Origin of the sequence: Magnetospirillum fulvum (assembly GCF_900108475.1) — a bacterium.
Classification (GTDB): Bacteria; Pseudomonadota; Alphaproteobacteria; order Rhodospirillales; family Magnetospirillaceae; genus Phaeospirillum; species Phaeospirillum fulvum_A.
The window spans coordinates 166,112-192,202 of the sequence record NZ_FNWO01000008.1; the positions used below are offsets into that span (position 1 = coordinate 166,112).

The window sequence follows — 26,091 nt, forward strand, 5'->3', positions numbered from 1 at the left end:
TCAGGCGCTCACCAGTTGGTAGCCTTGGCCACGCACCGACTGAATCCACGGCCTGCCATCGTCACGGGCGCCCAGTTTCTGGCGGATGCTGCTGATATGCACGTCGATACGGCGGTCGAAGGGGGCCAGCGGGCGCCCCAAGGCGCGAAGCGACAGGTCCTGCTTGCTGACCAGATGGCCCGCGCTGCGCGCCAGCACCTCCAGCAGGCTGAATTCGATGCCGGTCAGTTCCAGCGGCGCGCCCCGCCACAGCGCGGTACGGCTGGCCGGGCACAGAGTTAGGTGGCCGACCTGCACGGTCGCCGACGGCAAAAAGTCCGGCGCGGGTGACGACACCCGGCGCAGGATGGCGCGCAGCCGGGCCACCAGTTCACCCGGCGTGCATGGCTTCGGCACGTAGTCGTCGGCGCCCAAGTCCAGCCCGACAATGCGGTCGATGTTGTCGCCCCGCGCGGTCAGCATCAGCACCGGGATGGCACTGTTCTGGCGGATGCGGCGCAGCGTTTCGATCCCGCTCTGTCGCGGCAGCATGACATCGAGCACGACGATGGCGTAATCGCCGCCGAGGGCGGCCGTCACCCCTTCCTCGCCGGTATGCACGGCGTGAACGTCGAAACTCTCCTGCGCCAGATACTCCGAGAGCATGGCGGTGAGTTCGGAATCGTCATCGACAAGTAGTACCTTGACCATACTGAGAAAACTGCGCTTTCCCCTCCGCTTGTCAACGGAGATTGAGAACTTTTACCTAACTTTACACAGGCTTTACCCTGGCTAACGCAACTCCGCGCTAGGGTGGCGGCAGTGAAATTTCCGAGCCAAAGTGATGCGGTGCCGTTTTCGCCTTCTTTTCGTTACCCTTGCCTGCTTGGCCGCCGCTGGCTGCGCCGTGGGCCCCGACTATACACCGCCCGCCCCCACCGGCACCGCCCCGCAATTCTTGGCGCCGCGGCCCCATGGCGGCAGCACCGCCGGTCTGGTCGGCTGGTGGGACCGCTTTGACGATCCTGCATTGCCCCGCCTGTTGACCTTGGCTGAGATCGACAGCCCGTCGCTGACCCAGGCCTGGGCCAAAATCCAGGCGGCGCGTGCCACCCTGGCCGGCGACCAGGCAGATCGCTGGCCGTCGCTGACCGCCAGCGGCTCGGCCCAGCGCGGCAGGCAGCAATCCACGGCAGCTGCCGTCACGATTTCCAACAGCCTGAGTGTCGGCCTGGATGCCAGTTGGGAGGTCGATCTGTTCGGCAAGCTTCGCCGCACCGCCGAGGCTGCCGAGGCGCGGCAGGCCGCGCGCACCGACGACTGGCACGATGCCCGCGTGTCGTTGGCTGCCGAGGTGGCCGACACCTACGTGCAGTACCGCGCCTGCCAGTTGCTGGTGACTGCCTATGACGACGAGGCGAAATCACAGCAGGCCACCGCCGACGCCACCAATGTGTCGGTGCGCGCCGGGTTCACCTCGACAGCCGACGGTGCCCTGGCCCGCGCCGGTGCCGCCAGTGCCTGGGCGACCCTGACCGCCCAGCGCGCCGAATGCGACGTGCTGGTGAAGTCACTGGTGGACCTGACCGGCGCGACCGAACCCGCTTTGCACGACATCCTGGCACAGTCGCAGGCACGCCTGCCGCAGCCGACGGTGTTCGCGGTGGACGCGGTGCCAGCCGGCCTGCTGGTCCAGCGGCCAGACGTGGCCTCGGCCGAGCGCGAACTGGCCGCAGCCAGCGCCGAGATCGGCGCCGCCGAGGCGGATCGCTATCCAAGCCTGTCCCTCGGCGGCTCTATCAGCCGCTCGGGCGCCAGCCTGGGCTCGCTGATGACAACCTGGCTGGTGGGTCCCAGCCTGTCGTTGCCGGTGTTCGATGCCGGCAAGCGGGCGGCCGCGGTGGACAGTGCCCAGGCTGCCTATGATTATCAACTCGCCGCTTGGCGCCAAAGCGTGCGCACCGCCGTCAAGGAGGTGGAGCAGTCCTTGGTGCGCCTGGATGGCGCCACCCGCCGCACCGGCGACCTTCAGGCCGCCGCCCAGGGCTACCGCCAGTATTTCGAGTCCATCGACCGCAACTGGCGGGCTGGCGGGGCCAGCCTGCTCGACCGCGAGCAGGCACGGCGCAATGCGCTGTCGGCCGAGATCAGCTTCATCACCGTGCAGCGCGATCAGATCCAGTACTGGATCGCGCTTTATAAGGCCCTGGGCGGGGGCTGGCAGCCGGAAAGCCCCGCCACCGCGCCCGCGTCCGGAGAGCAATCGTGAGCAAGAAAATTCTGTTCGGCATCGCCGCCGCCATGCTGATCGTCGCCACTGGCGCTTTGGCCCTGCGCGCGCTGCAAGCCCCGGCCGAGGCGCCGCGCCCCGCCGTGCTGACCGTCACCGCGACCAGCCCCCAACGCCAGGACTGGCCACAATTGCTGAGCGCCAGCGGTGCCCTGGTGGCGTGGCAAGAAGCGGTAATCGGCGCCGAGGTGGGTAGCCTTCGAGTGAGCGAGTTGTTTGTGGACGTCGGATCGGTGGTGACCAAGGGCCAGGAACTGGCGCGGCTGTCCCAGGACAGCACACGCGCGGAGTTGCGCAAGCAGGAGGCCCAGGTGGCCCAGTACAAGGCGAGCTTGTCCCAGGCCCAGGCCAACGCCCACCGCGCCCGCGTGGTCAAGGACAGCGGCGCGCTATCCGAGCAGCAGGTGACCGAATACCTGATCACCGAGGAAACCGCGCGGGCCACCCTGGCCGCCGCTGAGGCTGACCGGGAGGCCACCCGCATCACTCTGGCCAAGACCGTGGTCCGCGCCGTAGACGATGGCGTGATCACGTCGCGTTCGGCCACCCTGGGCAACGTGGTAGCGGCGGGAACCGAGCTTTTCCGCCTGCTGCGCCAGAACCGGGTGGAATGGAACGCCGAGTTGGACGCCCAGCAGCTAGCCCTGGTCAGGCCGGGCCAGAAAGCGCATTTGATCCTGCCCGGCGGCACCCGCGTCGATGGCACCGTGCGCATGGCGGCGCCCAGCCTGAGTGCCAGCACCAGCCGGGGAATCGTCTATGTGGCGCTGCCCGGCGGCAGCGGCGCCACCGTCGGCTCCTACGCCAGCGGCGAAATCGAGCTGGAGGCGCGGTCGGCGCTGACCGTGCCCCAATCGGCCGTGGTTCTGCGCGATGGCCGCGCATACGTCTTCACCCTGAACGAAGACAACCGAGTCGCCCGCCACACCGTGACCACGGCGCGTCGACGCGACAACCGGGTGGAAATTACCGAGGGACTGGCCGCCGACGCCCGTGTCGTGGAATCGGGCGGTGCCTTCCTGTCGGACGGCGCGATCGTGACGGTTGCGGAGGCGCGGCCATGAACTTCGCCACTTGGTCCATCCGCAATCCGGTCCCAGTCCTGCTGCTGTTCTTCGTGCTGACCATGCTGGGGCTGATCAGCTTTCAACGCTTGGGCATCCAGCAATTTCCCGACATGGATCTGCCCACGGTGAAGATTTCCGCCAGCCTGGAGGGCGCCGCCCCGGCTCAGCTGGAAACCGAGGTGGCGCGCAAGATCGAGGATAAGCTGGCGTCGCTGCCCCGCATCGAGCACATCACCACCACCATCACGGATGGCGCCGTCGCCATCACCGTCACCTTCGACATCGACAAGAACGCCGAGGAAGCGCTGAACGAGGTGCGCAACGCGGTGGACAGCGCCAAGGCCGATCTGCCGTCCAGCATGGAAAGCCCCAGCGTATCCAAGGTGACCGCCGTGACCGGCGCGCTGCTGACCTATGTGGTGCGCTCGGACAAGCTGGACGAGCAGGACCTGTCGTGGCTGGTTGACAACGACATCACCAAGGCCGTGTTGGCGGCCAAGGGCGTCGCTGGCGTCACCCGCATCGGCGGCATCGACCGCGAGGTGCATGTGGACCTGGACCCAGCCCTGATGGCCGGACTGGGCGTTACCGCCTCGACGGTTTCGGCGCAGCTCAAGGCGGTGCAGAAAGACAATTCCGGCGGCCTGGGCGAAGTGGGCGGCAAGCGCCAGTCGCTGCGTACCCTGGGCGCCGTCGCCACTGTCGCCGACGTGGCAGCCATCACCATCCCGCTGACCGACGGCCGCCACGTCCGCCTGGACCAAGTGGCGAGGGTGACTGATACCTATGCCGACCGCAGCACCCTGGCGTATCTCGACAACCAGCCGGTGATCGCCTTCCAGATCAACCGCACCAAGGGTTTTTCTGAGGTCAGCACCGCCGCCGCCGTGCATGCCCAGGTGGCGGCCTTCTCCGCCGCCCACCCCGAAGTGACCATTACCGAGGCCAGCACCACCGTCACCCCCATCATCGACAATTATCACGGCTCCATGCATCTGCTGCTGGAGGGCGCGGCTTTGGCGGTGGTGGTGGTGTGGTGGTTCCTGCGCGACGGGCGGGCAACCATCATTTCGGCCACCGCCCTGCCGCTGTCCATCATTCCCGCCTTCGGCGTGATGCACTGGGCCGGATTTACCCTGAACACCGTGTCGCTGTTGGCTCTGGCGCTGGTCGTGGGCATCCTGGTGGACGATGCCATCGTCGAGGTGGAAAACATCGCCCGCCACATGCGCAAAGGCAAGTCCCCGCGCGAGGCGGCCATGGAAGCCGCCACCGAGATCGGCCTGGCGGTGGTCGCCACCACCCTGACCCTGGTAGCGGTGTTCCTGCCCACCGCCTTTATGGGGGGCATTCCGGGCAAGATCTTCCGCCAGTTCGGCGTCACCGCCGCGGTGGCGGTGCTGTTCTCACTGCTGGTGGCGCGCATGCTCACCCCCTTGATGGCCGCCACCTTCATGACCGCGCAACAGCACGAGGCGCGCGACAGCGCATTGATGACCCGCTATCTCGGCTGGGTCCGCACCTGCTTGGCCCATCCAGGCCGCACCGCACTGAGCGGCTTGGCCTTCTTCACGGTGTCACTGGCGCTGATCCCGGCTTTGCCGACCGGCTTTATGCCAGCCCAGGACGATGCCCAGAGTCAGGTCACCTTGACTCTGCCGCCGGGCAGCACGCTGAACGACACCGCCGAAATGGCCCTGCGTGCCCGCCAGATCGTGCGCCAACTCCCCGAGGTCACGCAGGTATTCATCTCGGTGGGCACCGCCACCGCCGGGAGCGGAATGGACGCATCGACCGTCACCGACCCGCGTACGGCGGCCCTGACTGTCGAACTGAAGCCACGCGGCGATCGCCACCGCAAACAATCCGCCATCGAGGCGGACATGCGCGAGCGGCTGCGCCAAGTACCCGGTGCCCGCGTCGAAGTGGGCAGGGGCGGCAACGGGGAGCAATTGAAAATTGCCCTTGCCAGCGACGACCCGATTGCCCTGGAGAACGCCGCCAACACGGTCGAGGCCGAGTTACGCACTCTCAATGGCGTTGGCAATGTTACCTCGGGGGCAGCCCTACAACGGCCGGAAATCCAGATCACCCCCGATTTCGCCCATGCCGCCGCATTAGGCGTCACCTCGCAGGACTTAGCCGACACCGCGCGCATGGCCACTTATGGCGACTATTCCACCGCCTTGCCCAAGCTGAACCTACCGCAGCGGCAGATCCCCATCCGCGTGCGGCTGGACCCGACGGTGCGCGGGGACGTGAGCCTGCTGGGGCAATTGCGGGTGCGCGGTACCGATGGCCCAGTGGCGCTGGCCTCGTTGGCCGAAATCGGCTTCGGCAGTGGCCCGGCTCAGGTGGACCGCATCGACCGCTCGCGCAACGTTACCCTAACCGTGGAACTGGGCGGCCGCGCATTGGGCGAGGTGATGAGCGAGGCCAAGCAATTGCCGTCCATGCGCACGCTGCCGCCATCGGTGCGGCTGGTGGAACAGGGCGAACTGGAACGCATGAGCGAATTGTTCGGCAACTTCGGTGTGGCCATGGCGGTGGGCGTGTTCTGCATTTACGGCGTGCTGGTGCTGCTGTTCCACGACTTCTTGCAGCCGGCGACCATCCTGGCCGCCCTGCCGTTGTCGGTGGGCGGTGCTCTGATCGCCCTGCTGGTTTCCGGCAACACCTTTTCCATGCCCACCGTCATTGGCCTGCTGATGCTGATGGGCATCGTAACCAAGAACTCCATCTTGCTGGTGGAATACGCGGTGATGGCCCGGCGCGACCACGGCATGAACCGGGCCGACGCCTTGCTGGACGCCTGTCACAAGCGGGCGCGGCCGATCCTGATGACCACGATCGCCATGGGCGCCGGCATGCTGCCCATCGCCCTCGGCCTGGGTGCCGACCCCAGCTTTCGCCAGCCCATGGCGATCGTGGTGATCGGCGGATTGCTGACGTCGACGGTGCTGAGCTTGCTGGTGGTGCCATCGATCTTCGTGCTGATGGACGACCTGTCCCACCGGTTGGTGCGGCGGGGATCATCTCCGGACAGCGCATGAGTATCGAGTGATTTAGGAAACGCCCCCTTAACTCACGATGCCTTAGGGACATATGATACGTGGAAGAAGACATGCACGTTCACAACTGTGCCCCGGCCCGCCCGGGAAACAATGCAGCCTCCAACGATGAGACTTTGTTGGAGCGCATGAAGCTCGATGATGATGCCGGAGCCTATCGCCTTCTGGTGGAACGGCATGTGAACAATGCTTATGCCCTGGCCCTGCGCCTGCTATGCAAGTCGTCCGCTGCCGAGGACGTCACCCAGGATGCCTTGATCAAGGCGTGGACCCACCGTCATGATTGGGAGCCGGGCCGCACCAGGTTCTCCATCTGGCTGTACCGCATAGTGGTCAACCGCTGCGCCGACCTACAGCACCGACCCGCCAGCGCCGACGTCAACGTCATACCCGAACCCACCGACGTCATCCAATGCCGCCACGTCTTCCCTCGGCTGGAAACGGCACTGGGCGAACTGCCCGTGCAGCATCGCACAGCGCTGACCCTGACCTATTTCGACCACTTGACCAGCGCCGACGTGGCAGAGGTCATGGGCACCACCGAGTCGACCGTGGAAAGCTGGCTCAGCTGCGCCCGCAGCCACCTGCGCGAGGTGCTGCGCGGCAGCGAAGCGGACATGCATGCCGCCTTAGGATTCAGGCCAAAATAACCGATGCATCTGTGTTTCGTGGTGAGATGGTGTAATTCTACTTTTGATGGACGTTATCGCCGGTGATGGCGGGTATAGCGCAAGCGGTTCCAGACCAGGACGCCGACATAGAGTTCGTTGTTGAGAATGCCGGGACGCAGGGTGATGCTGGCTCCGGAAATGGCCGCATCCTGATAGGTAGCCCCCACCGCCCACTTCTCCCGCTCCGCCCGTTCCCGGCAGATGCGGACTTGGTCTTCGATGGACGAAACGCTCTGATTATCTGACGAATAGCGAGCATAGAGGACGACGCGGGTCATGAACGGCCTCCATTGTCTTCCTGGTTGCGTGCCCTGCCCTTCAAAAATATTTACAGGTGATTGTCATTTGATGCATTTTCGGGATTCTGGCCCGTAGCCTCATGTACTCACGCGCCAAGTGACGGCCAATGGCTTCGGCAATGCGGCGAATATGCGGATCGACCGGGTCGGAAGTGTTGGTCCCGTTATCGTTGGCCGCGAGAGCGAGACGGTTTGACGTCTCCGGCGAAAAGACGACCTCATGAGGCATTGCCATTCCCGTCGATGCGCTTGGCGTGGAGTGCCCGGATTTCATCAAACACCCGCTCGACCGGGATAGCCCGCTCCGGGCTTGTCTGGATGGCGACCGCCACCGGCACGACCTCCTCACGCAACCATCGGTCCACTGCCGCGTCGCGCTCCTGAAGCGCACGCAGACCAGCGCGGATCACTTCGCTGCTCGTGGCATAGGTGCCCGTGGCAACGAGGCTGTCGATGTAGCTCGCCTGCTCACGGGGCAGGCTGAATGTCCGTTTCTCGGCAGCGGCCATAACTCGCCCCTCCCTGGGAAGAAAGGCTGATGGTATGACTTTATCATACCATCAGCCAAGGATTTCCATCGGCGACAATCAAGCCCAGGACCGCAACGCATACGGCCGTCACTGCGAAGGCTGGGTTTGGACGCCATGGCGCTTCCTCAGACGGCCCAAGCGAGGCGAATGCGGACCCCATCGTTCAGCCCTCCCGTCGGCAATTCGACTAACTTTTCAAGACGTACCTAGGTTCTCACTGAGAACGCGGACCGCCGAAGGCGGGACCTCAATCAGGGCTCATCTCTTCTGGTCCCGTGGGGCAATAGCGCCCTCTGATCTCCGCGTCGGCGGCAGGCCCCGCCGTCGTTGTGAAAATCGGATCGGACAGAGGGAGGCCGCTTGCGCGATCAACCAGGATCGGATCGGCACGCTCTCCGGTTTCGCGATTGACGATGACGACGCTCGCCCCTTCCGGGGCAAAATGCTTGTTGCCCCAAACCAGCAGAGCCACCAGTACCGGCTGAAAATCACGGGCGCGATCGGTCAGGACATATTCGAAGCGCGGCGGACGCTCACGATACTGCCGACGGTCCAACAGCCCGGCCTCGATCAGGTTATTCAGACGGCGGGTCAGCATGTTGGGGGCAATCCCCAGGCTTTTCTCGAATTCGTCGAACCGCGTCAACCCCTGGAAGCAATCCCGCAGGATCAGAATGCTCCACCATTCGCCGACCCGCTCCAGGCTGCGGGCGATTGGGCACTGCATGGTATCGAAGCTCTTGCGTTGCATCGCGTCATCTCAGTTGCTTTCATCATGAAAGCGATATAGCGTATGTCACTATCGTGATGCAAGCCACTTCAGCATCCACACCCCCAACGATGCGAAAAAGGACCGGAACCATGGCGATCGAAGGCCGTGTTCACCGTGACGATGCCGACGGGGATTTCCACCCGGCGGGAAAGAGCGTGACGACCCAGACTGAAACGCCGATGGGCGTTGTTCTTGACAAGGACATGCTTGACCGGCTTTGCCGCGCAGCGGGGGCGGACGACGTCGCCTTTGTCGAGTTGGATCGCCCTCGTCTCGCGGGAGATCTGCCGGGCATCTTGCGGGTGCTGCCATGGACGAAAAGTTTCATGGTTTTCGTCCGCAGGCTCAGTCGGCATGCCATCCGTTCTCCCGCGCGCAGCCTTTCTTCCGCCGAGTTCACGGCAGGCGCACACGACGTCAAAGAGATCATTCACAAGGTGGTGCGCGACCTGGAGGATTCAGGACTCCGCGCCGTCGGCATTTCCGGCCTTTTTCCGTTCGAGTCCTCCCGCACCGATGGCTCTCCGTTCATTGCCCCGTTGAAAATCCTGGCTGAAGAGGCCGGTTTGGGCGTGATGGGCAAGAACCGCATGGTCCTGCATCCCCGCTTCGGAGCCGACATCTATCTGGGCGCCATCGCGTTGGACGGAACCATTGCGGCACCGGACCAGCCGTTGTCGGCTAGCCCTTGCATCAACTGCAACCTTTGTGCCGTCACATGCCCCACCGGGGCGATCGCGAAGGACGGCCATTTCGACTTCAGCAGTTGCATGATCCATAACTATCGGGAAAAAGTCGGCGGCTTCGTTGAATGGATCCACACCATTACCGATAGCCGCAACCGCAGCGACTATCGACGCCGCGTCAGCGATGCTGAGACCCTATCCTGGTGGCAGAGCTTGGGCTACGACGCCAACACCCATTGCGACTATTGCGTCGCTGTGTGTCCGGCCGGTGATGAGGCGGCCTCGTTCCTGGCCAATCGTCAGCGGCATTTCCAGGACATCGTCCGGCCGTTCCGCGAAAAGGCGGAACTGGTCTATGCCGTTCCGGAATCGGATGCCGAAGACCACGCGGCCCGGGTTTTCCCACACAAGACCGTCCGGCGCATCGGCAGTGGCCGTCGCCCGACGTCCGTTGTCGCGATGATGCGTATGCTGCCCTTGCTGTTCCAGCGCGGCCAGGCAAAGGGCGTGGCGGCCCGCTACCATTTTCGCTTTCGCGGCAAGGAAACCGTTGAAACCACGGTGGTCATCGGTGACCAGCGCATCTTGGTCGAGAGCGGCCTTATTGGGCGTGCCGACCTGGAGATCCAAGCCGACAGTGAGGCATGGCTTGGCTTCGTCAATAAGGAGCGAAAACTGCCGTGGGAAATGCTGCGCGGGCGGATCCGCCTGCGCGGCTCACCCCATCTACTCAAGGATTTCGGCCGCTGCTTTCCCGCGTGACATCCTCCCGGACCGACTCTTGAGCCCCCCAGTTCCCGAAAGGAAGGAACGACATCATGCAACTTACAGACAACACCATTTTCATCACCGGCGGAACCTCGGGAATCGGCCGTGGCCTTGCCGAAGCCTTTCACAAACTGGGTAACCGGGTGATCATCTCGGGCCGCCGCAAGGCTCTGTTGGATGAAGTCACCGCCGCCAATCCCGGGATGAAAGCGATCGAACTCGACATCAACGACCCGGCCAGCATCCAATCGGTCGCCACCACGTTGATCCGCGACTATCCGACCCTGAACGTCCTGATCAATAACGCTGGCATCATGCCGTTCGACAACGCGGCTGCGGTCATCGACGACACTGTTTCTCAGGCCATTCTCACGACCAATCTGTTGGGACCGATCCGCCTGACCTCGGCACTGATCGAGCATTTGAAGCGCCAACCACGGGCCACCATCATCCACAACACCTCGGCCCTGGCCTATCTGCCGCTGGCCGTCTCTGCCGTCTATTCCGCCAGCAAGGCGGCGCTGCATTCCTACGCTTTGTCACAGCGCTTCCTGTTGCGCGACTCCTCGGTCCGGGTCCAGGAAATCGCTCCGCCGTGGGTCAACACCGACCTGATCAAAAAGAGCGACGATCCCCGCGCCATGCCACTCGACGCTTTCATTGAGCAGACCATGGCCGGACTGTCCACCGAAGCCGAGGAAGTGGTCGTGGAAGCCGCTCGCCCCATCCGTGACAATCCGGGCGCCAACGAGCATGCGCTGGTGAATGCCTTCAACGCCAGTCTTCTCGCCAATCCGGTTCCCGTGTGATCCTCCCCGAGGGGCGTATCGAACCCAAGTCGAGCGCCCCTCGATCGGTTTTGGCGCACCGGAACCGATCAGCGATGGACCGCCAGCTGATCGCCGATTGCGAGGTTCCCAGCCGCACTGCGGCACGCGTGAAACTCCGTTCCTCCGCCACGGCGAGGAAAGCCGCGAGATCGCTCAGCTCTTCCCGCCGCATTCATAAGCTCCAGGCATAAGGGCATGCTCGATTATACATCTAACATAATGCGACCTCTCCTCGTATATAGCCCTCATGACGCTGGCCCGATCGAACGAGTCATGTCGGCCGAAACGAAATGACGGGGCGGCCCCGGATCCTTCCTGACAAGGAGTATTCCCATGCAGACGCGTAATCTTGGTGGCTTGACCGTCTCCGCTCTCGGCTTCGGCACGATGAGCTTCGCCTCCACCTATGGCGAGTCCCCTGATAAAGCGGAGGCGATCCGCGTCATTCGCGGTGCATACGAACAGGGCGTGACGCTGTTCGACACCGCCGAAGCCTATGGACCCTTCACCAACGAGGTGTTGGTCGGCGAGGCGCTGGCTCCGATCCGCGATAACGTGATCATCGCCAGCAAATTCGGCTTCAACATCGATCCCGCTACGGGCGAACGCAAGCCTGGGCTGAACAGCCGCCCTGACCATATCCGCCGGGCGGTGGACGGGATGCTCAAGCGTCTGAACATGGACAAGATCGACCTGCTCTACCAGCACCGCGTCGATCCCGAGGTTCCGATCGAGGATGTCGCCGACGTGGTCAAGGATCTGATCGCGGCGGGCAAGGTCGGTCATTTCGGCCTGTCGGAAGCGGCCGCCGACACAATCCGCCGCGCGCACGCCGTGCAGGCTGTGACAGCCATCCAGAGCGAATATTCGCTGTGGACGCATGATCCCGAGCCGGAAATCCTGCCGCTGTGCGAGGAACTGGGCATCGGCTTCGTACCATGGAGCCCGCTGGGCGCAGGTTTCCTGACCGGCAGGATCGACACGAACACCAGCTTCGGCACGGGCGACTTCCGCGCCAACTCGCCGCGCTTCACGGCGGAAGCAATCGCCGCGAACCAGGCGATCGTCGATCTGGTCAAGCGCATCGCCGATGCGAAATCCGTAACCCCGGCTCAGGTCGCGCTCGCCTGGCTGCTGGCGCGCAGGCCCTTCATCGTCCCGATTTTCGGCACCCGCCGACTCGAGCGCGTCACCGAAAATCTGGGCGCGGCGACTGTGTCGCTGACGCAGGGCGAGATGCAGGACATCGAAACCACGGCGGCCGGCATCACGATCGTCGGCGACCGGCTCCCGGCCGCAATCCTCCAGTTTTCCTACCGCTGACCGCTGGTTTGATAAGGACTCCGGCCATGAGCCCTATGCGTAAGGACACGGTGAAATGACCAGAATCCTTATTCTCGGCGCGCACGGGCAGATCGCCCGTGTCGCCACCCATCTGCTGCTCGACCGCACCGACGCCGAGCTGACGCTGTATCTACGCAGAGCCAAGCGGCTGTCCGCGCTGGCGGACAAGGATCGCGTCATCGTGGTGGAGGGCGACGTGCTCGATACGGCGACGCTCGAAGCAGCGATGGCGGGGCAGGATGTCGTTTACGCCAACCTGTCCGGTGCGATGGCGAAACAGGCCGACGCGATCATCGCCGCCATGCACAAGGCAAACGTCCAGCGGCTGATCTTCATCAGCTCGATGGGCATTTACGACGAGGTGCCGGGCGAGCGCCATGGCAGCATCCTTGATCCCTATCGCCAGTCGGCGGCGACGATCGAGGCATCGGACCTCGACTATACGATCATCCGTCCGGCCTGGCTCAATGATCGCGATGAGATCGCCTACGGCACGACCGTGAAGGGCGAGATATTCGCCAATGCCGGTGCCTCTGTCTCGCGCAAGAGCGTCGCGGACCTCATCGTCAAGCTGGCGACCACGCCCGGCCTAGGCCGCCGCGAAAGTCTGGGTCTGCACGCGGTGTAGCGACGCAACGCCCTTTCAACAGTCACGATGAGCCGAACTGAAAAAGCCTGCCGCGCAAAAAAGCGCGGCAGGCTCTTCGGGACGTGACAGGGGGGGGGTGACGTCACGCCCCAGCGGGAAAGTCCGTGGATGCGGCCAATTCGCTTTGCGCCTCAAAGGCCTCGATCCGTTTGCGCAAGGTCGCAATGGTGCTTTCCAAAGCCTGTGAACCGAGCACAAGACGCATCGGCGCGGGTTCGACATCGACGCTTTCGATGATGCGCGCGGCCATGAGGGCCGGATCGCCCGGGGCTAGCCCGTTCTTAGGGTCGAGCATGCGCAGGAAGGCATGGGCGGGCGTGTCGTCATAGAGGGGCGTCAGTGTCGCCACCTGGGCGCTGCCATAGCGGAATTCGGTACGGGCGCCACCGGGTTCAACGATGGTCATGCCGATGCCGAAGGCGGCAACTTCCTGGGCCACGGATTCCACGAAGCCTTCGATGCCCCATTTGGTGGCGTGATAGAGCGAATTCCCGGCAAAGGCGACCTGCCCGCCGTAGGACGAAATCTGGATGATGCGGCCCCCACCCTGACCCCGCAGATGCGGGATGACGGCGCGGATAAGCTGGATCGATCCGGTGAGGTTGGTGGCGATCAGCTGGTCGATCTGTTGGTCAGAAAGCTCTTCGGCGGCCCCGAACAGGCCATAGCCGGCATTGCTGATGACGACGTCGATACGCCCGTGCTTGGCGAAGGAACGCTCAACCACCCTGCGGACGGCATCTCGGTCCGTCACGTCCAGGACTTCAGAGAAGAAGCTGTCGGGATAACGGTCACTCAACGCGGCGATCTTCGATGTGTCGCGGACGGTGCCGACGACACGGTCGCCGCGTTCGAGAAGCTGGTCGGTCAGCTCCCGGCCAAAGCCACTGCTGACGCCGGTGATGAACCATGTGCGCTGTGACATCGGATGTCTCCCAGAGGTCTTAAGGCGTCTGCGACTTGGTGGCGTCATCGACGACCCGCAGCCCATTGAGGGTACGGGGATAGCCGATGAAGGGCAGAAGTTGGGTCAGCACGTCGATGAGCTTGGCTCGGTCGTTCCCGACATGCAGGTTGGCGGCGACGTGACCTTTGAGCTGCGGCTCGCAGCCGCCCAGCGCGACCAGCATGCTGAACGTCAGAAGCTCGCGGGTCGGGATATCGATACCGGTCCGCGTCAGAGTGTCGCCGAAACAGTTCCCCGACAGATAATGCTGGAAATGCAGCATATCGTCGGGCGAGGTGGCATAGAGGGTTTGCACCATCTCATCGCCGACGATCAGCGTCTCCACCGCCAGCCCTTTCTTCATGCGGGTCTCGGGCGTGGTGGTGGATTGTCCCGGCAGCGGCAGGGTGACCCCCCGCTCGGTCAGCACCTCGTTGGTGGCATGAAGGAAATCGAAGACCTTGGCGATACCCACATAGGGGACCGCCTGATAGACGATTTCCTTGGCCTCGACCGGGGTGACGCCGATGGTCAGCGCCGCCCCCAACATGGCGCGGTACTCACGCACAGCCTGACTGGCGATAATCGCCGCCAACTGCACCATCAGCCGGGTCCGCTGATCCAGAGTGCTGTGGCGCAGAACTTCGTCGAAGGCGAAGTTGTCGAAGGTCTCGATCAACTCGGGATCGGTCACCGCCAAGGTAGAGACATGACCGGGGAACAGTTCGTCGTGGTTCTTCTGGGCTTGTGGGTTGGGGGCCATCATGGCTCTCCTTACAGCTCTTGGCTGGTGGGGCGGAACAGGATCTCGTTGAATTCGACGGTCTCGGGCCGGCTCATGGGATTTACTCCACTTAGAGCCCGGTCAGCTTTTCCATATTTTCGGGGTATCTATCACCCAATACGGTGATCTTGGCCGCTGCGGCTTCGATCTCATGCAGATCGTCTGCCGACAGATCCACCGTCTGCGCTCCCAAATTTTCCTCAAGACGATGCAGCTTGGTGGTGCCCGGGATCGGCACGATCCAGGGCTTGCGGGTCAGAATCCAGGCCAGGGCGATCTGGGCCGGGGTTGCCGTCTTGCGTTCCGCCAGGGCCTGCAACAGAGCAATCAACGCCTGATTGGCCTTCAGGGCTTCGGCCGTGAAGCGAGGCAAATTGGCGCGGGTATCGGTTTTGTCGAAGGTGGTGCCCCCGCTCATCGTTCCGGTCAGGAACCCCCTGCCCAGCGGACTGTAGGCGACGAAGCCGATCCCCAACGCCTCGATCGTCGGGAAAACATCGGTTTCATGCTTGCGGGTCCACAGGGAATATTCGCTCTGGATCGCTGTGAGCGGCTGAACCGCATGGGCCCGGCGGATGGTCTGAGCACCGGCTTCAGATAGGCCGAAATGCTTGACCTTGCCTTCCTTGATCAGATCTTTCACCGCTCCCGCCACATCTTCGATGGGTACGTTGGGATCAACGCGGTGCTGATAGAACAGGTCGATGGCGTCGATACGCAGGCGCTTCAGCGATGCCTCGGCCACCTTGCGGATCGTCTCGGGCCGGCTATCCAGCCCCTGCCAGCCCGGAGCCCCATCAGGATTGAGCTTGAAGCCGAATTTGGTGGCGATGACCACCTTTCCCTTGAAAGGTTCCAGCGCTTCGCCCACCAGATTTTCGTTGGTAAAAGGACCGTAGACTTCGGCGGTGTCAAAGAAGGTCACACCTTTCTCAACGGCCTGACGCAGCAGCTCGATCATCTGTTGACGGTCTGGCGGTGAACCATAGGCAAAACTCATACCCATGCAGCCAAGACCAATGGCCGAAACTTCGAGACCACTTTTCCCAAGCATGCGTTTTTTCATCATCGTTCTCCTTGTAAAGCCATCAGGCTTCCTGAGGCAGGGCGTTACGGATCGTCGGCTTGGGACGGCGAATGATCTGGGTCAGGAGCCTTGATACTGGTCGTCGGCGACCTTATCCATCCAGACCACCGCCGTGCCGCCCTGGGATTCGGCGATAGCGATGTGGGTCATGGCCGTGGTGGCGGTGGCCCCATGCCAATGGCGTTCGCCGGGAGCGAACCAGATGACGTCGCCGGGACGGATCTCCATGACCGGGCCACTCTCAGCCTGGGCCAGGCCGCACCCCGCCGTAACGATCAGGGTCTGGCCCAAGGGATGGGTGTGCCAAGCCGTGCGCGCCCCCGGCTCGAAGGTAACGAAGGCACCACCGATGCGGGCGTTGCCGGTTCCCTGGAACGGCTGGTCGACACGGACCATACCGGTGAAATAATCGTCAGACCCCTGCACCGAAGGCTGCGATCCGTTGCGTTTGATGTCCATGCCGCGGTTCCTTATCAAGGGAATCGTCGACGCCGCCCTGGCCTCGCCGATTGCCGTTGATGAAAATTTAGCAGCTGCACCCCCTCGCGATTAGGTGCTAAGACCGGCATGCACTTATGAAGGAGCTTCATGAATGGCACGAGAGAACGTCAGCGATCTTCTCGTCTTCCTGGCCGTGGCCCGGGAACGCAGCTTCACCAAGGCCGCAGCCAAACTTGGGGTATCGCAATCGGCGCTCAGCCATACCATCCGAGGGCTTGAGGAACGGCTGGGCATCCGGCTTCTGACACGCACCACCCGCAGCGTTTCGACGACCGTGGCCGGAGAGCGATTGCTGCTGACCTTGGGACCCAAGTTCGAAGAAATCGACGCGGAACTGGCCTCGTTGAACGAGCTTCGGGAAAAGCCGGCCGGGACGATCCGCATCACCACCGCCGAACATGCCGCCCAGACCGTGCTGTGGCCGAAGCTGGCCAGGTTCTTGCCCAACTATCCCGACATCAAGGTGGAAATCACCACGGATTACGGACTGCGCGACATCGTGGCGGACCGTTATGACGCTGGCGTGCGACTGGGCGAACAGGTGGCCAAGGACATGATCGCCTTAAGGATCAGCCCGGATTTGCGCATCGCCGTGGTGGGCTCCCCCGCTTATTTCGCCGGTCGGGACATCCCCCGGACGCCACAGGATTTGTTGTCTCACTCCTGCATCAATCTGCGCCTGCCAACCTATGACAGCACCCTGATCTGGGAGTTCGAGAAGGACGGAAAGGATCTGAATGTTCATGTGGAAGGCCAAGTGGCGTTCAGTTCCGGCAGCCAGATTCTCAATGCCTGCCTTCTCGGGTTCGGTCTGGCCTATATCCCGGAAGATATGGTGGAAGCGCACCTGATCGAGCGGCGCTTGGTCCGGGTGCTGGATGATTGGTGCGCTCCCTTTCAGGGGTATCACCTTTATTATCCCAGCCGCCGGCAATCCTCTCCGGCCTTCAATCTGCTCGTCAACGCCCTGCGCTATCGGAACTAGAATCAGCGGGGCCATTGATGAACCTTTCTCATAAGCTCTTGCGCATTTCCCTCACTAATCGCCATGCCGAAGACCTGATACGAATCGGTCCAGAGTGGCCCTCCCCCCAAGGATACCCCAATGGACAATTTCACATTTTTCAACCCGACGAAGATCGATTTCGGTAAGGGCAAAGAGCAGGTGATCGGCCAGCATCTGGCGGAGCATGGCATCAAGACGGTGTTGCTCTGCTATGGCAGCGAACGCATCAAGCGTGACGGCCTTTTCGCCGTCGTGAGCAAAAGCCTGGCCGCCCACCGCGTTGAGCTGGTTGAATGCGGCGGCATCGTCAGCAATCCCCTTTTGTCGAAGATTCGCGACGCCATCACCTTGGCACGCGCCACCCATGTCGATGCGGTTCTCAGCGTCGGGGGCGGCTCCGTCCTCGACAGCGCCAAGGCGATTGCTGCGGGCACCCTTTACGACGGCGACGTCTGGGATCTCTTCATCGGCAAAGGGTCCATCAAGGCCGCCTTGCCGATTTTCGACATCCTGACTCTGGCGGCAACGGGCAGCGAGATGAACTGCGGCGCCGTGATCACCAATGAGGAGACCAAGGAAAAGTTCGCAATCCAATCGGTGCATTGCTTCCCCAAGGTCTCGATCATCAACCCCGAATTGATGCAGACCATCTCTCGGGATTATCTGGTCTATTCCGCGGCGGACATCATCGCCCATTCGATCGAGGGATATTTCACGGCGTCCGTACAGCCGAAATTCCACTCGCGCATGGTCGAAGCCATCATCGGCACCGTGATCGAAACGACGGAAACCCTGCTGATCAATCCGTCAGATTATGACGCACGCGCCGAATTCGCCTGGGCCGCCACGCAAGCTCTGAATGGCCTGATCTATTCCGGCACCTCGGGCTTCAGTTATCCCAATCACATGATCGAGCATTCTCTCTCGGCTCTGTTCAATGTGCCGCATGGGGCCGGGCTGTCCGTGGTGATCCCGGCCTGGATGAAGTGGTATCATGGTCGCAACCCGGCTCAGTTCGAACGCTTTGCCAGGACCATTTTCGGCGTTGCCACCGCCGAGGACGGCATTGCCGCGCTCGAAGCGTGGTTCGACAAGATCGGCACCCCCACCCGCCTGTCGCAGTTAGGCATCCAGCAGGCCGATTTGGCAGCCACCATCGAGAATGTGCTGGGCAATGCCAGCTATTTTGGCGTCGCCGACATCTACACGCGCGATGTGGTCACAACCATTCTGACGAGTGCGCTTTAGCGGGCGGCGGAAAGCCCCCGCTTCGCGGTCGGTCTGCCGCCCGGACCCGCTCGGAGGCGCAGCCTCCGAGCCTCCGGTTCCTTTTATTTCAATGACTTGAAGAAATTGAGGGGTCGGGAGGCTTTGCCTCCCGATTTGAGGATCGAGGGCAAAAGCCCCCGAAATCCTGTCGCGCCATTGATGAGCCTATCTCATAGGTCCATGCGATTCTTTCCCTCTAATCGCATACCGGGGCAACTGATAATTTTTCTCAACACAGATTGGGTCTGCCGAAGCAGTCCCGTTGCCTTGGAAAGGCCCTTCCCATGGACATCACGCGCAGCGGCTCACAAGCCTCTTTGGCCGACTGAGGCCCACCATGATCGGACTCGTCAGGATTGCGCTCGCCCGGCCTCTGACCTTCGTGGTCATGGCTTTGCTGATTCTTATCTTCGGAGGGCTTGCCGCTCTCCGGACACCCGTGGACATCTTCCCCAACATCCGGGTTCCGGTGATCGCCATCGCCTGGACCTATAGCGGGTTGTCGCCGGAGGACATGGCCGGGCGGATCATCACGCCCTATGAGCGGGCGCTGGGCAGTTCGGTCAACGATGTCGAGCACATCGAAAGTCAGTCACTGCAAGGCATGGGGATCGTCAAAATCTTCTTCCAGCCTGGGGCGGATATCCCCACCGCCACCGCGCAGGTGACCTCGGTGTCCCAAACCATGCTGCGGCAATTGCCGCCCGGCATCACCCCGCCGCTGATCCTCAACTACAATGCCGCCACCGTTCCGATCTTGCAACTGGCGCTGTCCGGCAAGGGATTGTCCGAGGGGCAGATGTTCGATCTGGGGGTGAATCTCATTCGCCCGCCCCTGGTCACCGTTCCCGGCGCCACGGTCCCCTATCCCTATGGCGGCAGCCTGCGCCAAATTCAGATCGACATCGATCCCGTGGCCCTGCAATCCAAGGGGCTGTCGGCCCAGGATGTCGGCGACGCCATCGCCGCCCAGACCCAGATCACCCCCGCCGGCTTCGTCAAGATCGGCAGCACCCAATATGCCGTTCGCCTGAACAATGCCCCCGGTTCGGTCGAGCAATTGGGCGATCTGCCGGTCAAGGTGGTGAATGGCGCGACCATCACCCTGCGCGACGTGGCCCATGTGCGCGATGGCGCGGCACCGCAGACCAACGTCGTCCACGTCGATGGCAGCCGCTCGGTGGTGATGACCGTGTTGAAGAACGGGGCGGCATCCACCCTGGCGATCATCCAAGGCGTCAAGGACTCTTTGCCCGCCATCCAGTTGACCTTGCCAGACGCCCTGAAGGTGGTGCCGATCGGCGACCAGTCGGTGTTCGTCAAGGCGGCGGTGCAAGGGGTGGTGAGCGAAGGCATCATCGCCGCCGGGCTGACCTCGGTGATGATCCTGCTGTTCCTGGGATCATGGCGGTCGACGATCATCATCGCCGTTTCCATCCCGCTGGCGGTGCTCGCGGCGATCGTCTGCCTGTCGGTCAGCGGCAACACGCTCAACATCATGACGTTGGGCGGTCTGGCTCTGGCGGTCGGAATCCTGGTGGACGACGCGACAGTGACCATCGAGAACATCAACTGGCACCTGGAACAAGGCAAGCCGGTGCGTCAGGCGATCCTTGACGGCGCCGAGCAGATCGTGACGCCGGCCTTCGTCTCGCTGCTGTGCATCTGCATCGCGTTCGTTCCCATGCTCTTCCTGCCCGGCGTGGCGGGCTTTTTGTTCCTGCCGTTGGCGTTGGCGGTGGTGTTCGCCATGATCGCGTCGTTCATCCTGTCGCGCACGCTGGTGCCGACCATGGCCATGGCGCTGCTGAAGCCCCACGCGCCCAAGGCTGGAAACCCCGGCGCGCGCAATCCGCTGATCCGCTTCCAGCGCGGCTTCGACCAACGGTTCGAGCAGGTCCGGAGCCGCTACGGTCAGATGCTGGAACGGGTGCTGGGATCGCCCCGGCCGGTCATCGTTGGATTTCTGGTGGCGGCGGGGCTGTCGTTCTTGCTGGTGCCGTTCCTGGGGCAGAACTTCTTCCCCGCAGTGGATGCTGGGGCCATGGTGCTGCACGTCCGGGCGCCGGTGGGAACCCGTATCGAGGACAGTTCGGCCGATTTCGACCGCATCGCCCGACGGATCCGTCAGATCATTCCGTCTCATGAACTGGTGTCGCTGGTCGACAACATCGGCATGCCGAACAGCATCATCAACTCGGTCTATAACAATTCCGGCACGATCGGGCCGCAGGACGGCGATATTTTGATCCAGCTCGCCCCTGAGCATGCGCCAACGGCGGAGTATGTCCGCAAGCTGCGCGAAGACCTGCCACGGACGTTTCCCGGCATACAATTCTCGTTCCTGCCAGCCGATATCACCGCCCAGATCCTGAATTTCGGCGCGCCCGCACCCATCGACATCCAGATCGTCGGCCGCGACGTCAAGGGCAACGAGGCGTTCGCGCGCAAAGTGCTGCGGCGGATCGCGACCATCCCCGGCGTGGTCGATGCGCGCCTCCAGCAATCGTCGCGCTCCCCCCAGCTGAACGTGATTGTGGACCGCAACCGCATCGGCCAGTTCGGACTGACCGAGCGTGACGTAACCACCAGCCTGGCCAGCGTGCTGGCGGGCACCGGGCAGACCGCGCCGGTTTATTACCTGAACCCGGACAACGGCGTCTCCTATCCCGTGGTGGCCCAAGCACCGGAATACCGGATCGGCTCGGTGGACGAGTTGTCCAGCATCCCGGTCACCGGCCAGGGGGGAGACACGTCACAGACTCTCGGCGGGATCGCCGACATCGTCCGGGGCATTTCGCCAGCGGTGGTGTCCCATTACAACATCGCCCCGGTCATCAACATCTTCGCCACCATCGACCGGCGTGACCTGGGAGCGGTGGCCGCCGACATCAACGCGGTGCTGGACGAGATGAAGGCCGAGGCCCCCAAGGCCACGACTGCGATGCTGCGCGGCCAATCCGCGACCATGAATACCGCCTTTTCGGGTTTAGCGTTCGGTCTGGCCGGGGCGGTGGTGCTGATCTATCTGCTGATTGTCGTCAATTTCCAAAGCTGGCTTGACCCTTTCGTCATCATCACCGCGCTGCCCGGTGCGTTGGCCGGCATCGTCTGGATGCTGTTCGCGACCGGGACCACGCTGTCAGTACCGGCGCTGGTGGGAGCCATCATGTGCATGGGGGTGGCGACCGCCAACTCGATCCTGGTGGTCAGTTTCGCCCGCGAACGGCTGGTCGAACTGGGCGATGGCGCACGGGCCGCATTCGAGGCGGGTTTGACCCGCTTCCGCCCCGTCCTGATGACCGCGCTGGCCATGATTCTGGGCATGCTGCCCATGGCGTTGGGGTTGGGCGATGGTGGCGAGCAGAACGCGCCACTGGGCCGCGCGGTGATCGGCGGCCTGATCGTCGCCACCTTCGCCACCTTGATGATCGTCCCGGTTATTTTCAGCCTTGTCCATCGCCGCCCCACCCCGATACACGCCGCCCAGGAGGACTCCAATGTCTGACCACACGTCGAGCCGTTTAGGCCGAAAGGGCGTGGCGACCCTGTTGCTCGTTGCCCTTGCCGTGGCAGGGTGGGGAATTGCCACACGGGTCCACAGCCAAAACCAATTGGCGTCCTGGACCGCCGAGCAGGCCATCCCGAGTGTGGCGGTGATCCATCCCGCCCCGGCGGCCTCCGGCGGCGTGCTGACCCTGTCCGCCATCCTCCAGCCGCTGAACAGCGCCCCCATCCATGCGCGCACAACGGGGTATTTGCGGGAATGGTTCGTCGATATCGGCGATCGGGTCCGCCGGGGACAGGTTCTCGCGCGGCTCGACGCCCCCGAGGTCGAACAACAACTGGCGGCCGCAAAGGCCGATCTTCAGACGGCACGCGCCAACCAGACCTTGTCCGGCACCACCGCCGCCCGCTGGAACGCCTTGCTGGCCAAGGACGTGGTGTCGAGGCAGGCGGCAGAGGAAAAGCAGGCCGACCTTGCCGCCAAGACCGCGATCGCTGGCGCGGCCCAGGCCAACGTGGCCAGATTGCAGACGCTGACCGGCTTCACCCGGCTTGTCGCCCCGTTCGATGGGGTGGTGACCAGTCGCTCGGCGGAAATCGGCGCGCTGGTGAGCGCGGGCGGCACCTCGACCGCGCCACTCTTCACCATCGCCGACATCAGCCGCATCCGCGCCGGCGTGCGCGTCCCGCAACTCTACTCCCCCCAGATCCGTCCGGGGATGGAAGCGATTCTGACGCTTCCCGAATATCCGGGTCGCCGCTTTACGGCCACCACGACCCGCACGGCAGGCGCGGTCGATCCGGGCTCGGGCACCGTGCTGGTCGAAGTCGAGGCCGACAACGCCGATCTGGCCTTAAAGCCGGGCTCTTATGTCCAGGTCCGCTTCTCGCTCGATGCGGCTGTGGACATCGTGACTCTACCGCCCAGCGCCCTGATCATGGGGGGAGATGGCCCACGGGTCGCGCAGATTGATTCGGATGGCAGGGTGGTGCTGCGCCCGGTGACGCTGGGGCGGGATCGCGGCAAGGTCGTGGAGGTGGTCGCCGGCCTGACCTCGTCTGACGCGGTGATCAACAATCCGCCGGATTCACTCCAGACCGGTGATCTGGTCAGGACGATGAGACCGGAGGGGGAGAAAGGTCAAAAGGAAGATCGGCTTCCATAAGCATGAGGTGAGCGTCCCGACCCAACCGCCATTCTGGGATGATTTGATGTTTCCATTACGCTCATGAAACGCCCCCCTACTCCCGTAAGGATCGAATCCGGCGTGCCCTCCTTCCGCCTCCGCCGCCGGGTCGGCTCGACGGCATCAGCCGTGATCGCGCCATCCTTGCGGGCTTTGACGAAGCCCCGGTCGCTGGCGAGGAACAGATCCAGCATCGAGGGGATCAGGTCGGCGACGGTCTCGGCATGTCCATAGGCTTGGCGATACGCCTCTGCATAGGCGACGAGATCGCGGTTGAGGTCGGGGCTGACAGTGATGACGATGCGGACCGGGGTGCGGTCGGGCAGTTTGCCAAGTTTCAACATGACGGGTCCTTTCAGCCCCGATAGGGGCACAAGATCAGATCCTTGTGGACGATGACGCGGAGCGGCCAGCCGGGACGGACGGTCAGGGTCGGCTGGATGTTGAGGTTTTTCTCGGTCAGGCGCTGACCGGCGCGATCGGCGTTCTGCTGGGTCGATTCGCGGATGGCGCGGACCAGATCACCCTCGTTCGATCCGAAACTGAGTTCGGTGCCGACCCCGAGCAGGGTGGCGAGGGCGATGCCCTTCAGCAGCGCCCAGGTATGGTAATCGACGCCGTCCTCGAGTCCGGCATAGCCGGCGGTGTCGGTGGCGGGCAGATTGTCGATCTGGATCGAGGTTCCGTCCGGCATGACGATGCGTCGCCACACCAGTAGGGCGCGGGATTGGCCGAAGGCGACGACGCTGTCGTAGCTGCCGATCAGCCGGGCCCCCTGTGGGATCAGCAGGGTGCGGCCGGTCACGCTGTCGAATACGTTCTCGGTGATCTGCGCCACCACCATTCCCGGCAAATCGGATTTCAACCCGGTGACGAGGCTGGCGGCGATGACGCTGCCGGCCATCACCTGCCAGGGCGAGGCCGGGCTTTGCAGGGCATGGGGATTATAGATGCCGGTCTCCGGTTTCTGGCTGAGGAAATCGAGCTTGCGCTGCTGGGCGTTCGGATCGCGTTCCGGATCGAGGGCGAGCCGGGGGGAATCCGGATTGGACGGCATGCCCCCCTGCCCCACCGCCGGACTGGATGCCGCCGGTCCCACCGGCTGCGGCCGGGTATTGATCTGGAACATCACCCCGGCTTCGCGGGCCTTCAGCGATTGCTGGAGCAGTCGCTGGCGTTCGGCCGCCGCCGCCTGATCCACCGGCTCGGCCCCCGGCACGAGTCCCATCTGGCGCTGATGCTCGAGGATCGGTCGTCCGAGATCGCCCGGCAAGGGCGGCCCCAAAGGCGGCGTGTCGGGTTTGATCTGGCCATACGATCCCGGCAGGGCGGCGAGGCCGTCGGGGGTGGTCTTGCGCTCGGTGTTGTAGAGTTCCTGAGCCTGCTGCCCGATCCTGAGTGCCGAGCCTTTCAGCCCCCACCACGTCACGCCGAAGATTGTCGCCGAGGTTACCCCGGCGATGCCGATCAGCAGCGCGCGCTTGAATCGCAGCACGTTGCGCGGCGGGGCCCGCAGCACCAGGGATTCGGGATCGGACTTGGGCGAGCCGGGGGCGTCATGCGTATTCATGACCGGCCCCCGCTCTTGGGCACGCCATCGGTGCGGCTGATCCGCACCACCTGTTGGGGATCGGCGCCCAGGCGCAGTTCGGCGGCAGCGAACAGCCGGTCGACGATGTAGTAATTGCGCCGCACCCGGTAATTAACCAGTTGGGCCTCGCCGTCAGGCCCGACCACGAACAAGGGCGGCGCCTCGCCCTGATCAATCCGGGCAGGAAACTCGATATAGACCTTGGCTCCGTCATCGAAGGCGCGCACCGGCCGCCAGGGCGGGCTGTCGCCGGAGATGGCGTAGCGGAACCGCAGCGATTCGAGAGCGATACCGTCGGCGACCGAGGCCGCCGCCTCGGCCGCGGCGTTATTCCGTTGCAGCGCGAGAAGCGTCCCCTGCGGGTAGGTCCAAGAGATCGCCGCCATGCTGGTGCGGGCGGTGCTTTCCAGCTGGAGATGATAGAAGCGGCGGTCGGTGGTGATAATCAGGTTGGTCCGGAGCCCGGGCGCGAACGGCTTGACCAAGACATGGACCCGCTTGGATTCGCCCATGCCGCTGGTGGTATCGCCGATCACCCAGCGCACCGTGTCACCAGCCGATACCGCGGTGAGCTGCTCGCCCGGCTCCAGCGCGATGTCGCTGACCTGTTCGGGCGCGGCATAGAGTCGGTACAGTGCCCCTTCGCTGTAGGGATAGACCTGGATCGCGTTGATGTAGCCATAGGCTAAGGGTTCCTGCAGCGCCGCACGGTTGGCGGCGGCAACCCGCATTGTCGGCCTCCGCTTGTCCGGCTTGACCGGCTCGGGCAGCGGCTGAAGCTGGCCGGGCAACGGCAGCGGCGTGGGAATCTCGACCAGTTCCACCGGACGGGGCGGCTCCGGCGCGATGGCGGCCGGATGGAAAGCGGCCCCGTCATAGGCAATCGCTGGCGGCGGCTCCTTGGCGACGCAGGCGGCCAAGGCGAGGAGCGAAACAATCATGCTGATGGGAGCGCGGTCCAGCGGCTGGTGGCGGCGAGGCTGCCGCGCTCATAGACCTGTTCGGTCCATTTGACCTGGAACGAGGACTCGGAGGCCCGCACCACGCTGGTGACCTGGACCGAGACGGTGCGAGTGCCGATCTGGGCGAACGGATCGTTGGCGCGGGCCTGCTCGGTGAGGAACAAGCCCGACCGAACGGCCCCCTGGAGTTCCTGGGGCCGCCCCGTCAACACATTCTCTTAAAAGGAAAACACGCCGATATCATAAAAAGTATTTAATTGCCACGGAAACCTCATAAATGTACCATTAGACGCAT

General features: G+C 63.5%; 25 protein-coding genes. 12 read left to right on the top strand and 13 right to left on the bottom strand.

What is annotated here, in order from left to right:
- Nucleotides 1-690 (bottom strand): response regulator, encoded by a 690-nt coding sequence (locus BLW40_RS11030; protein ID WP_074768509.1) that lies wholly within the window; start codon nt 688-690, stop codon nt 1-3.
- 133 nt (nt 691-823) lie between these two features.
- Here BLW40_RS11030 and BLW40_RS11035 point away from each other — a divergent pair, with 133 nt between their 5' ends.
- From BLW40_RS11035 to BLW40_RS11050, 4 genes are read left to right on the top strand one after another with little or no spacing between them, the layout of a single operon-like run.
- The gene (locus BLW40_RS11035; protein WP_074768511.1) at nt 824-2,248 is read left to right on the top strand and encodes an efflux transporter outer membrane subunit; all 1,425 of its coding nucleotides are present in this window, start codon (nt 824-826) and stop codon (nt 2,246-2,248) included.
- Nucleotides 2,245-3,333, top strand: a complete 1,089-nt coding sequence (locus BLW40_RS17960) for an efflux RND transporter periplasmic adaptor subunit (protein ID WP_244511145.1) — start codon at nt 2,245-2,247, stop codon at nt 3,331-3,333. Before BLW40_RS11035 ends, BLW40_RS17960 begins: the two co-directional genes overlap by 4 nt.
- Nucleotides 3,330-6,389 (top strand): efflux RND transporter permease subunit, encoded by a 3,060-nt coding sequence (locus tag BLW40_RS11045; protein ID WP_074768513.1) that lies wholly within the window; start codon nt 3,330-3,332, stop codon nt 6,387-6,389. The genes BLW40_RS17960 and BLW40_RS11045 overlap by 4 nt, the downstream gene beginning before the upstream one ends.
- 59 nt (nt 6,390-6,448) lie before the next feature.
- Nucleotides 6,449-7,057: a sigma-70 family RNA polymerase sigma factor gene (locus BLW40_RS11050; RefSeq protein ID WP_244511146.1), complete on the top strand. Its 609-nt coding sequence runs from the start codon at nt 6,449-6,451 to the stop codon at nt 7,055-7,057.
- Between the two features lie 53 nt (nt 7,058-7,110).
- On the opposite strand, the gene BLW40_RS11055 is transcribed toward BLW40_RS11050, so the two are convergent.
- From BLW40_RS11055 to BLW40_RS11065, 3 genes are all read right to left on the bottom strand, one after another.
- A complete protein-coding gene (locus tag BLW40_RS11055) occupies nt 7,111-7,356 on the bottom strand; it encodes a recombinase family protein (RefSeq protein ID WP_425283710.1) in 246 nt (81 codons plus the stop codon).
- A gap of 239 nt (nt 7,357-7,595) precedes the next feature.
- Nucleotides 7,596-7,886: a type II toxin-antitoxin system ParD family antitoxin gene (locus BLW40_RS11060; protein WP_074768517.1), complete on the bottom strand. Its 291-nt coding sequence runs from the start codon at nt 7,884-7,886 to the stop codon at nt 7,596-7,598.
- 268 nt (nt 7,887-8,154) lie between these two features.
- Nucleotides 8,155-8,658 carry a winged helix-turn-helix transcriptional regulator gene (locus BLW40_RS11065; RefSeq protein ID WP_074768519.1) on the bottom strand — a complete coding sequence of 168 codons (504 nt, stop codon included), beginning with the start codon at nt 8,656-8,658 and terminating at the stop codon, nt 8,155-8,157.
- Nucleotides 8,659-8,768: 110 nt separating this feature from the next.
- Here BLW40_RS11065 and BLW40_RS11070 point away from each other — a divergent pair, with 110 nt between their 5' ends.
- Both BLW40_RS11070 and BLW40_RS11075 read left to right on the top strand, forming a co-directional pair.
- Nucleotides 8,769-10,127 carry a 4Fe-4S double cluster binding domain-containing protein gene (locus BLW40_RS11070; protein WP_083386748.1) on the top strand — a complete coding sequence of 453 codons (1,359 nt, stop codon included), beginning with the start codon at nt 8,769-8,771 and terminating at the stop codon, nt 10,125-10,127.
- Between the two features lie 56 nt (nt 10,128-10,183).
- Nucleotides 10,184-10,942, top strand: coding sequence for an SDR family oxidoreductase (locus BLW40_RS11075; protein ID WP_074768521.1), 759 nt, complete (start codon nt 10,184-10,186; stop codon nt 10,940-10,942).
- Here the strand turns inward: BLW40_RS11075 and BLW40_RS18180 are convergent.
- Entirely contained in the window at nt 10,905-11,135 is a 231-nt protein-coding gene (locus tag BLW40_RS18180) for a helix-turn-helix domain-containing protein (RefSeq protein WP_425283711.1), read from the bottom strand. The genes BLW40_RS11075 and BLW40_RS18180 overlap by 38 nt on opposite strands.
- 161 nt (nt 11,136-11,296) lie before the next feature.
- Between BLW40_RS18180 and BLW40_RS11085 the strand changes: the two genes are divergently transcribed.
- Nucleotides 11,297-12,286 carry an aldo/keto reductase gene (locus BLW40_RS11085; RefSeq protein WP_074768523.1) on the top strand — a complete coding sequence of 330 codons (990 nt, stop codon included), beginning with the start codon at nt 11,297-11,299 and terminating at the stop codon, nt 12,284-12,286.
- A gap of 55 nt (nt 12,287-12,341) precedes the next feature.
- The gene (locus tag BLW40_RS11090; RefSeq protein WP_074768525.1) at nt 12,342-12,935 is read left to right on the top strand and encodes an NAD(P)H-binding protein; all 594 of its coding nucleotides are present in this window, start codon (nt 12,342-12,344) and stop codon (nt 12,933-12,935) included.
- 103 nt (nt 12,936-13,038) lie between these two features.
- Here BLW40_RS11090 and BLW40_RS11095 read toward each other — a convergent pair whose 3' ends face one another.
- The 4 genes from BLW40_RS11095 to BLW40_RS11110 form a co-directional block, all read right to left on the bottom strand.
- Complete coding sequence (locus BLW40_RS11095) at nt 13,039-13,881, bottom strand: SDR family oxidoreductase (RefSeq protein ID WP_074768527.1); 843 nt, start codon at nt 13,879-13,881, stop codon at nt 13,039-13,041.
- Between the two features lie 19 nt (nt 13,882-13,900).
- Nucleotides 13,901-14,668, bottom strand: a complete 768-nt coding sequence (locus BLW40_RS11100; protein ID WP_211656766.1) for a carboxymuconolactone decarboxylase family protein — start codon at nt 14,666-14,668, stop codon at nt 13,901-13,903.
- A gap of 88 nt (nt 14,669-14,756) precedes the next feature.
- Nucleotides 14,757-15,755, bottom strand: coding sequence for an aldo/keto reductase (locus BLW40_RS11105; RefSeq protein WP_425283712.1), 999 nt, complete (start codon nt 15,753-15,755; stop codon nt 14,757-14,759).
- Nucleotides 15,756-15,833: 78 nt separating this feature from the next.
- Nucleotides 15,834-16,232, bottom strand: coding sequence for a (R)-mandelonitrile lyase (locus BLW40_RS11110; protein WP_074768529.1), 399 nt, complete (start codon nt 16,230-16,232; stop codon nt 15,834-15,836).
- Between the two features lie 133 nt (nt 16,233-16,365).
- Between BLW40_RS11110 and BLW40_RS11115 the strand changes: the two genes are divergently transcribed.
- The 4 genes from BLW40_RS11115 to BLW40_RS11130 all read left to right on the top strand — a co-directional run bounded on the left by BLW40_RS11115 (nt 16,366) and on the right by BLW40_RS11130 (nt 23,222).
- Nucleotides 16,366-17,259 (top strand): LysR family transcriptional regulator, encoded by an 894-nt coding sequence (locus BLW40_RS11115; RefSeq protein WP_074768531.1) that lies wholly within the window; start codon nt 16,366-16,368, stop codon nt 17,257-17,259.
- 120 nt (nt 17,260-17,379) lie between these two features.
- On the top strand, nt 17,380-18,528 hold the full coding sequence (locus tag BLW40_RS11120) for an iron-containing alcohol dehydrogenase (protein ID WP_074768533.1): 1,149 nt from the start codon (nt 17,380-17,382) through the stop codon (nt 18,526-18,528).
- A 409-nt stretch (nt 18,529-18,937) separates the two neighbouring features.
- Complete coding sequence (locus BLW40_RS11125) at nt 18,938-22,057, top strand: efflux RND transporter permease subunit (protein WP_425283715.1); 3,120 nt, start codon at nt 18,938-18,940, stop codon at nt 22,055-22,057.
- Nucleotides 22,050-23,222 (top strand): efflux RND transporter periplasmic adaptor subunit, encoded by a 1,173-nt coding sequence (locus BLW40_RS11130; RefSeq protein WP_074768537.1) that lies wholly within the window; start codon nt 22,050-22,052, stop codon nt 23,220-23,222. The genes BLW40_RS11125 and BLW40_RS11130 overlap by 8 nt, the downstream gene beginning before the upstream one ends.
- Here BLW40_RS11130 and BLW40_RS17410 read toward each other — a convergent pair.
- From BLW40_RS17410 to BLW40_RS11150, 4 genes are read right to left on the bottom strand one after another with little or no spacing between them, the layout of a single operon-like run.
- Complete coding sequence (locus tag BLW40_RS17410; protein WP_139305572.1) at nt 23,198-23,587, bottom strand: DUF2274 domain-containing protein; 390 nt, start codon at nt 23,585-23,587, stop codon at nt 23,198-23,200. The two genes, BLW40_RS11130 and BLW40_RS17410, sit on opposite strands and share 25 nt — an antisense overlap.
- An 11-nt stretch (nt 23,588-23,598) precedes the next feature.
- Complete coding sequence (locus BLW40_RS11140) at nt 23,599-24,813, bottom strand: TraB/TrbI/VirB10 family type IV secretion system protein (protein ID WP_074768539.1); 1,215 nt, start codon at nt 24,811-24,813, stop codon at nt 23,599-23,601.
- A complete protein-coding gene (gene trbG / locus BLW40_RS11145) occupies nt 24,810-25,775 on the bottom strand; it encodes a P-type conjugative transfer protein TrbG (RefSeq protein ID WP_170834565.1) in 966 nt (321 codons plus the stop codon). The genes BLW40_RS11140 and trbG overlap by 4 nt, the downstream gene beginning before the upstream one ends.
- Nucleotides 25,772-26,005: a VirB8/TrbF family protein gene (locus BLW40_RS11150; RefSeq protein WP_244511148.1), complete on the bottom strand. Its 234-nt coding sequence runs from the start codon at nt 26,003-26,005 to the stop codon at nt 25,772-25,774. The genes trbG and BLW40_RS11150 overlap by 4 nt, the downstream gene beginning before the upstream one ends.
- Nucleotides 26,006-26,091 lie beyond the last annotated feature (86 nt).

What these genes read in the sequence shown, in the direction of transcription:
- BLW40_RS11030 (WP_074768509.1), bottom strand. Translation starts at nt 690, where the DNA reads ATGGTCAAGGTACTACTTGTCGATGACGATTCCGAACTCACCGCCATG.
- BLW40_RS11035 (WP_074768511.1), top strand. Translation starts at nt 824, where the DNA reads ATGCGGTGCCGTTTTCGCCTTCTTTTCGTTACCCTTGCCTGCTTGGCC.
- BLW40_RS11045 (WP_074768513.1), top strand. Translation starts at nt 3,330, where the DNA reads ATGAACTTCGCCACTTGGTCCATCCGCAATCCGGTCCCAGTCCTGCTG.
- BLW40_RS11055 (WP_425283710.1), bottom strand. Translation starts at nt 7,356, where the DNA reads ATGACCCGCGTCGTCCTCTATGCTCGCTATTCGTCAGATAATCAGAGC.
- BLW40_RS11060 (WP_074768517.1), bottom strand. Translation starts at nt 7,886, where the DNA reads ATGGCCGCTGCCGAGAAACGGACATTCAGCCTGCCCCGTGAGCAGGCG.
- BLW40_RS11065 (WP_074768519.1), bottom strand. Translation starts at nt 8,658, where the DNA reads ATGCAACGCAAGAGCTTCGATACCATGCAGTGCCCAATCGCCCGCAGC.
- BLW40_RS11070 (WP_083386748.1), top strand. Translation starts at nt 8,769, where the DNA reads ATGGCGATCGAAGGCCGTGTTCACCGTGACGATGCCGACGGGGATTTC.
- BLW40_RS11075 (WP_074768521.1), top strand. Translation starts at nt 10,184, where the DNA reads ATGCAACTTACAGACAACACCATTTTCATCACCGGCGGAACCTCGGGA.
- BLW40_RS18180 (WP_425283711.1), bottom strand. Translation starts at nt 11,135, where the DNA reads ATGCGGCGGGAAGAGCTGAGCGATCTCGCGGCTTTCCTCGCCGTGGCG.
- BLW40_RS11085 (WP_074768523.1), top strand. Translation starts at nt 11,297, where the DNA reads ATGCAGACGCGTAATCTTGGTGGCTTGACCGTCTCCGCTCTCGGCTTC.
- BLW40_RS11090 (WP_074768525.1), top strand. Translation starts at nt 12,342, where the DNA reads ATGACCAGAATCCTTATTCTCGGCGCGCACGGGCAGATCGCCCGTGTC.
- BLW40_RS11095 (WP_074768527.1), bottom strand. Translation starts at nt 13,881, where the DNA reads ATGTCACAGCGCACATGGTTCATCACCGGCGTCAGCAGTGGCTTTGGC.
- BLW40_RS11100 (WP_211656766.1), bottom strand. Translation starts at nt 14,668, where the DNA reads ATGATGGCCCCCAACCCACAAGCCCAGAAGAACCACGACGAACTGTTC.
- BLW40_RS11105 (WP_425283712.1), bottom strand. Translation starts at nt 15,755, where the DNA reads ATGATGAAAAAACGCATGCTTGGGAAAAGTGGTCTCGAAGTTTCGGCC.
- BLW40_RS11110 (WP_074768529.1), bottom strand. Translation starts at nt 16,232, where the DNA reads ATGGACATCAAACGCAACGGATCGCAGCCTTCGGTGCAGGGGTCTGAC.
- BLW40_RS11115 (WP_074768531.1), top strand. Translation starts at nt 16,366, where the DNA reads ATGGCACGAGAGAACGTCAGCGATCTTCTCGTCTTCCTGGCCGTGGCC.
- BLW40_RS11120 (WP_074768533.1), top strand. Translation starts at nt 17,380, where the DNA reads ATGGACAATTTCACATTTTTCAACCCGACGAAGATCGATTTCGGTAAG.
- BLW40_RS11125 (WP_425283715.1), top strand. Translation starts at nt 18,938, where the DNA reads ATGGCTTTGCTGATTCTTATCTTCGGAGGGCTTGCCGCTCTCCGGACA.
- BLW40_RS11130 (WP_074768537.1), top strand. Translation starts at nt 22,050, where the DNA reads ATGTCTGACCACACGTCGAGCCGTTTAGGCCGAAAGGGCGTGGCGACC.
- BLW40_RS17410 (WP_139305572.1), bottom strand. Translation starts at nt 23,587, where the DNA reads ATGTTGAAACTTGGCAAACTGCCCGACCGCACCCCGGTCCGCATCGTC.
- BLW40_RS11140 (WP_074768539.1), bottom strand. Translation starts at nt 24,813, where the DNA reads ATGAATACGCATGACGCCCCCGGCTCGCCCAAGTCCGATCCCGAATCC.
- trbG (WP_170834565.1), bottom strand. Translation starts at nt 25,775, where the DNA reads ATGATTGTTTCGCTCCTCGCCTTGGCCGCCTGCGTCGCCAAGGAGCCG.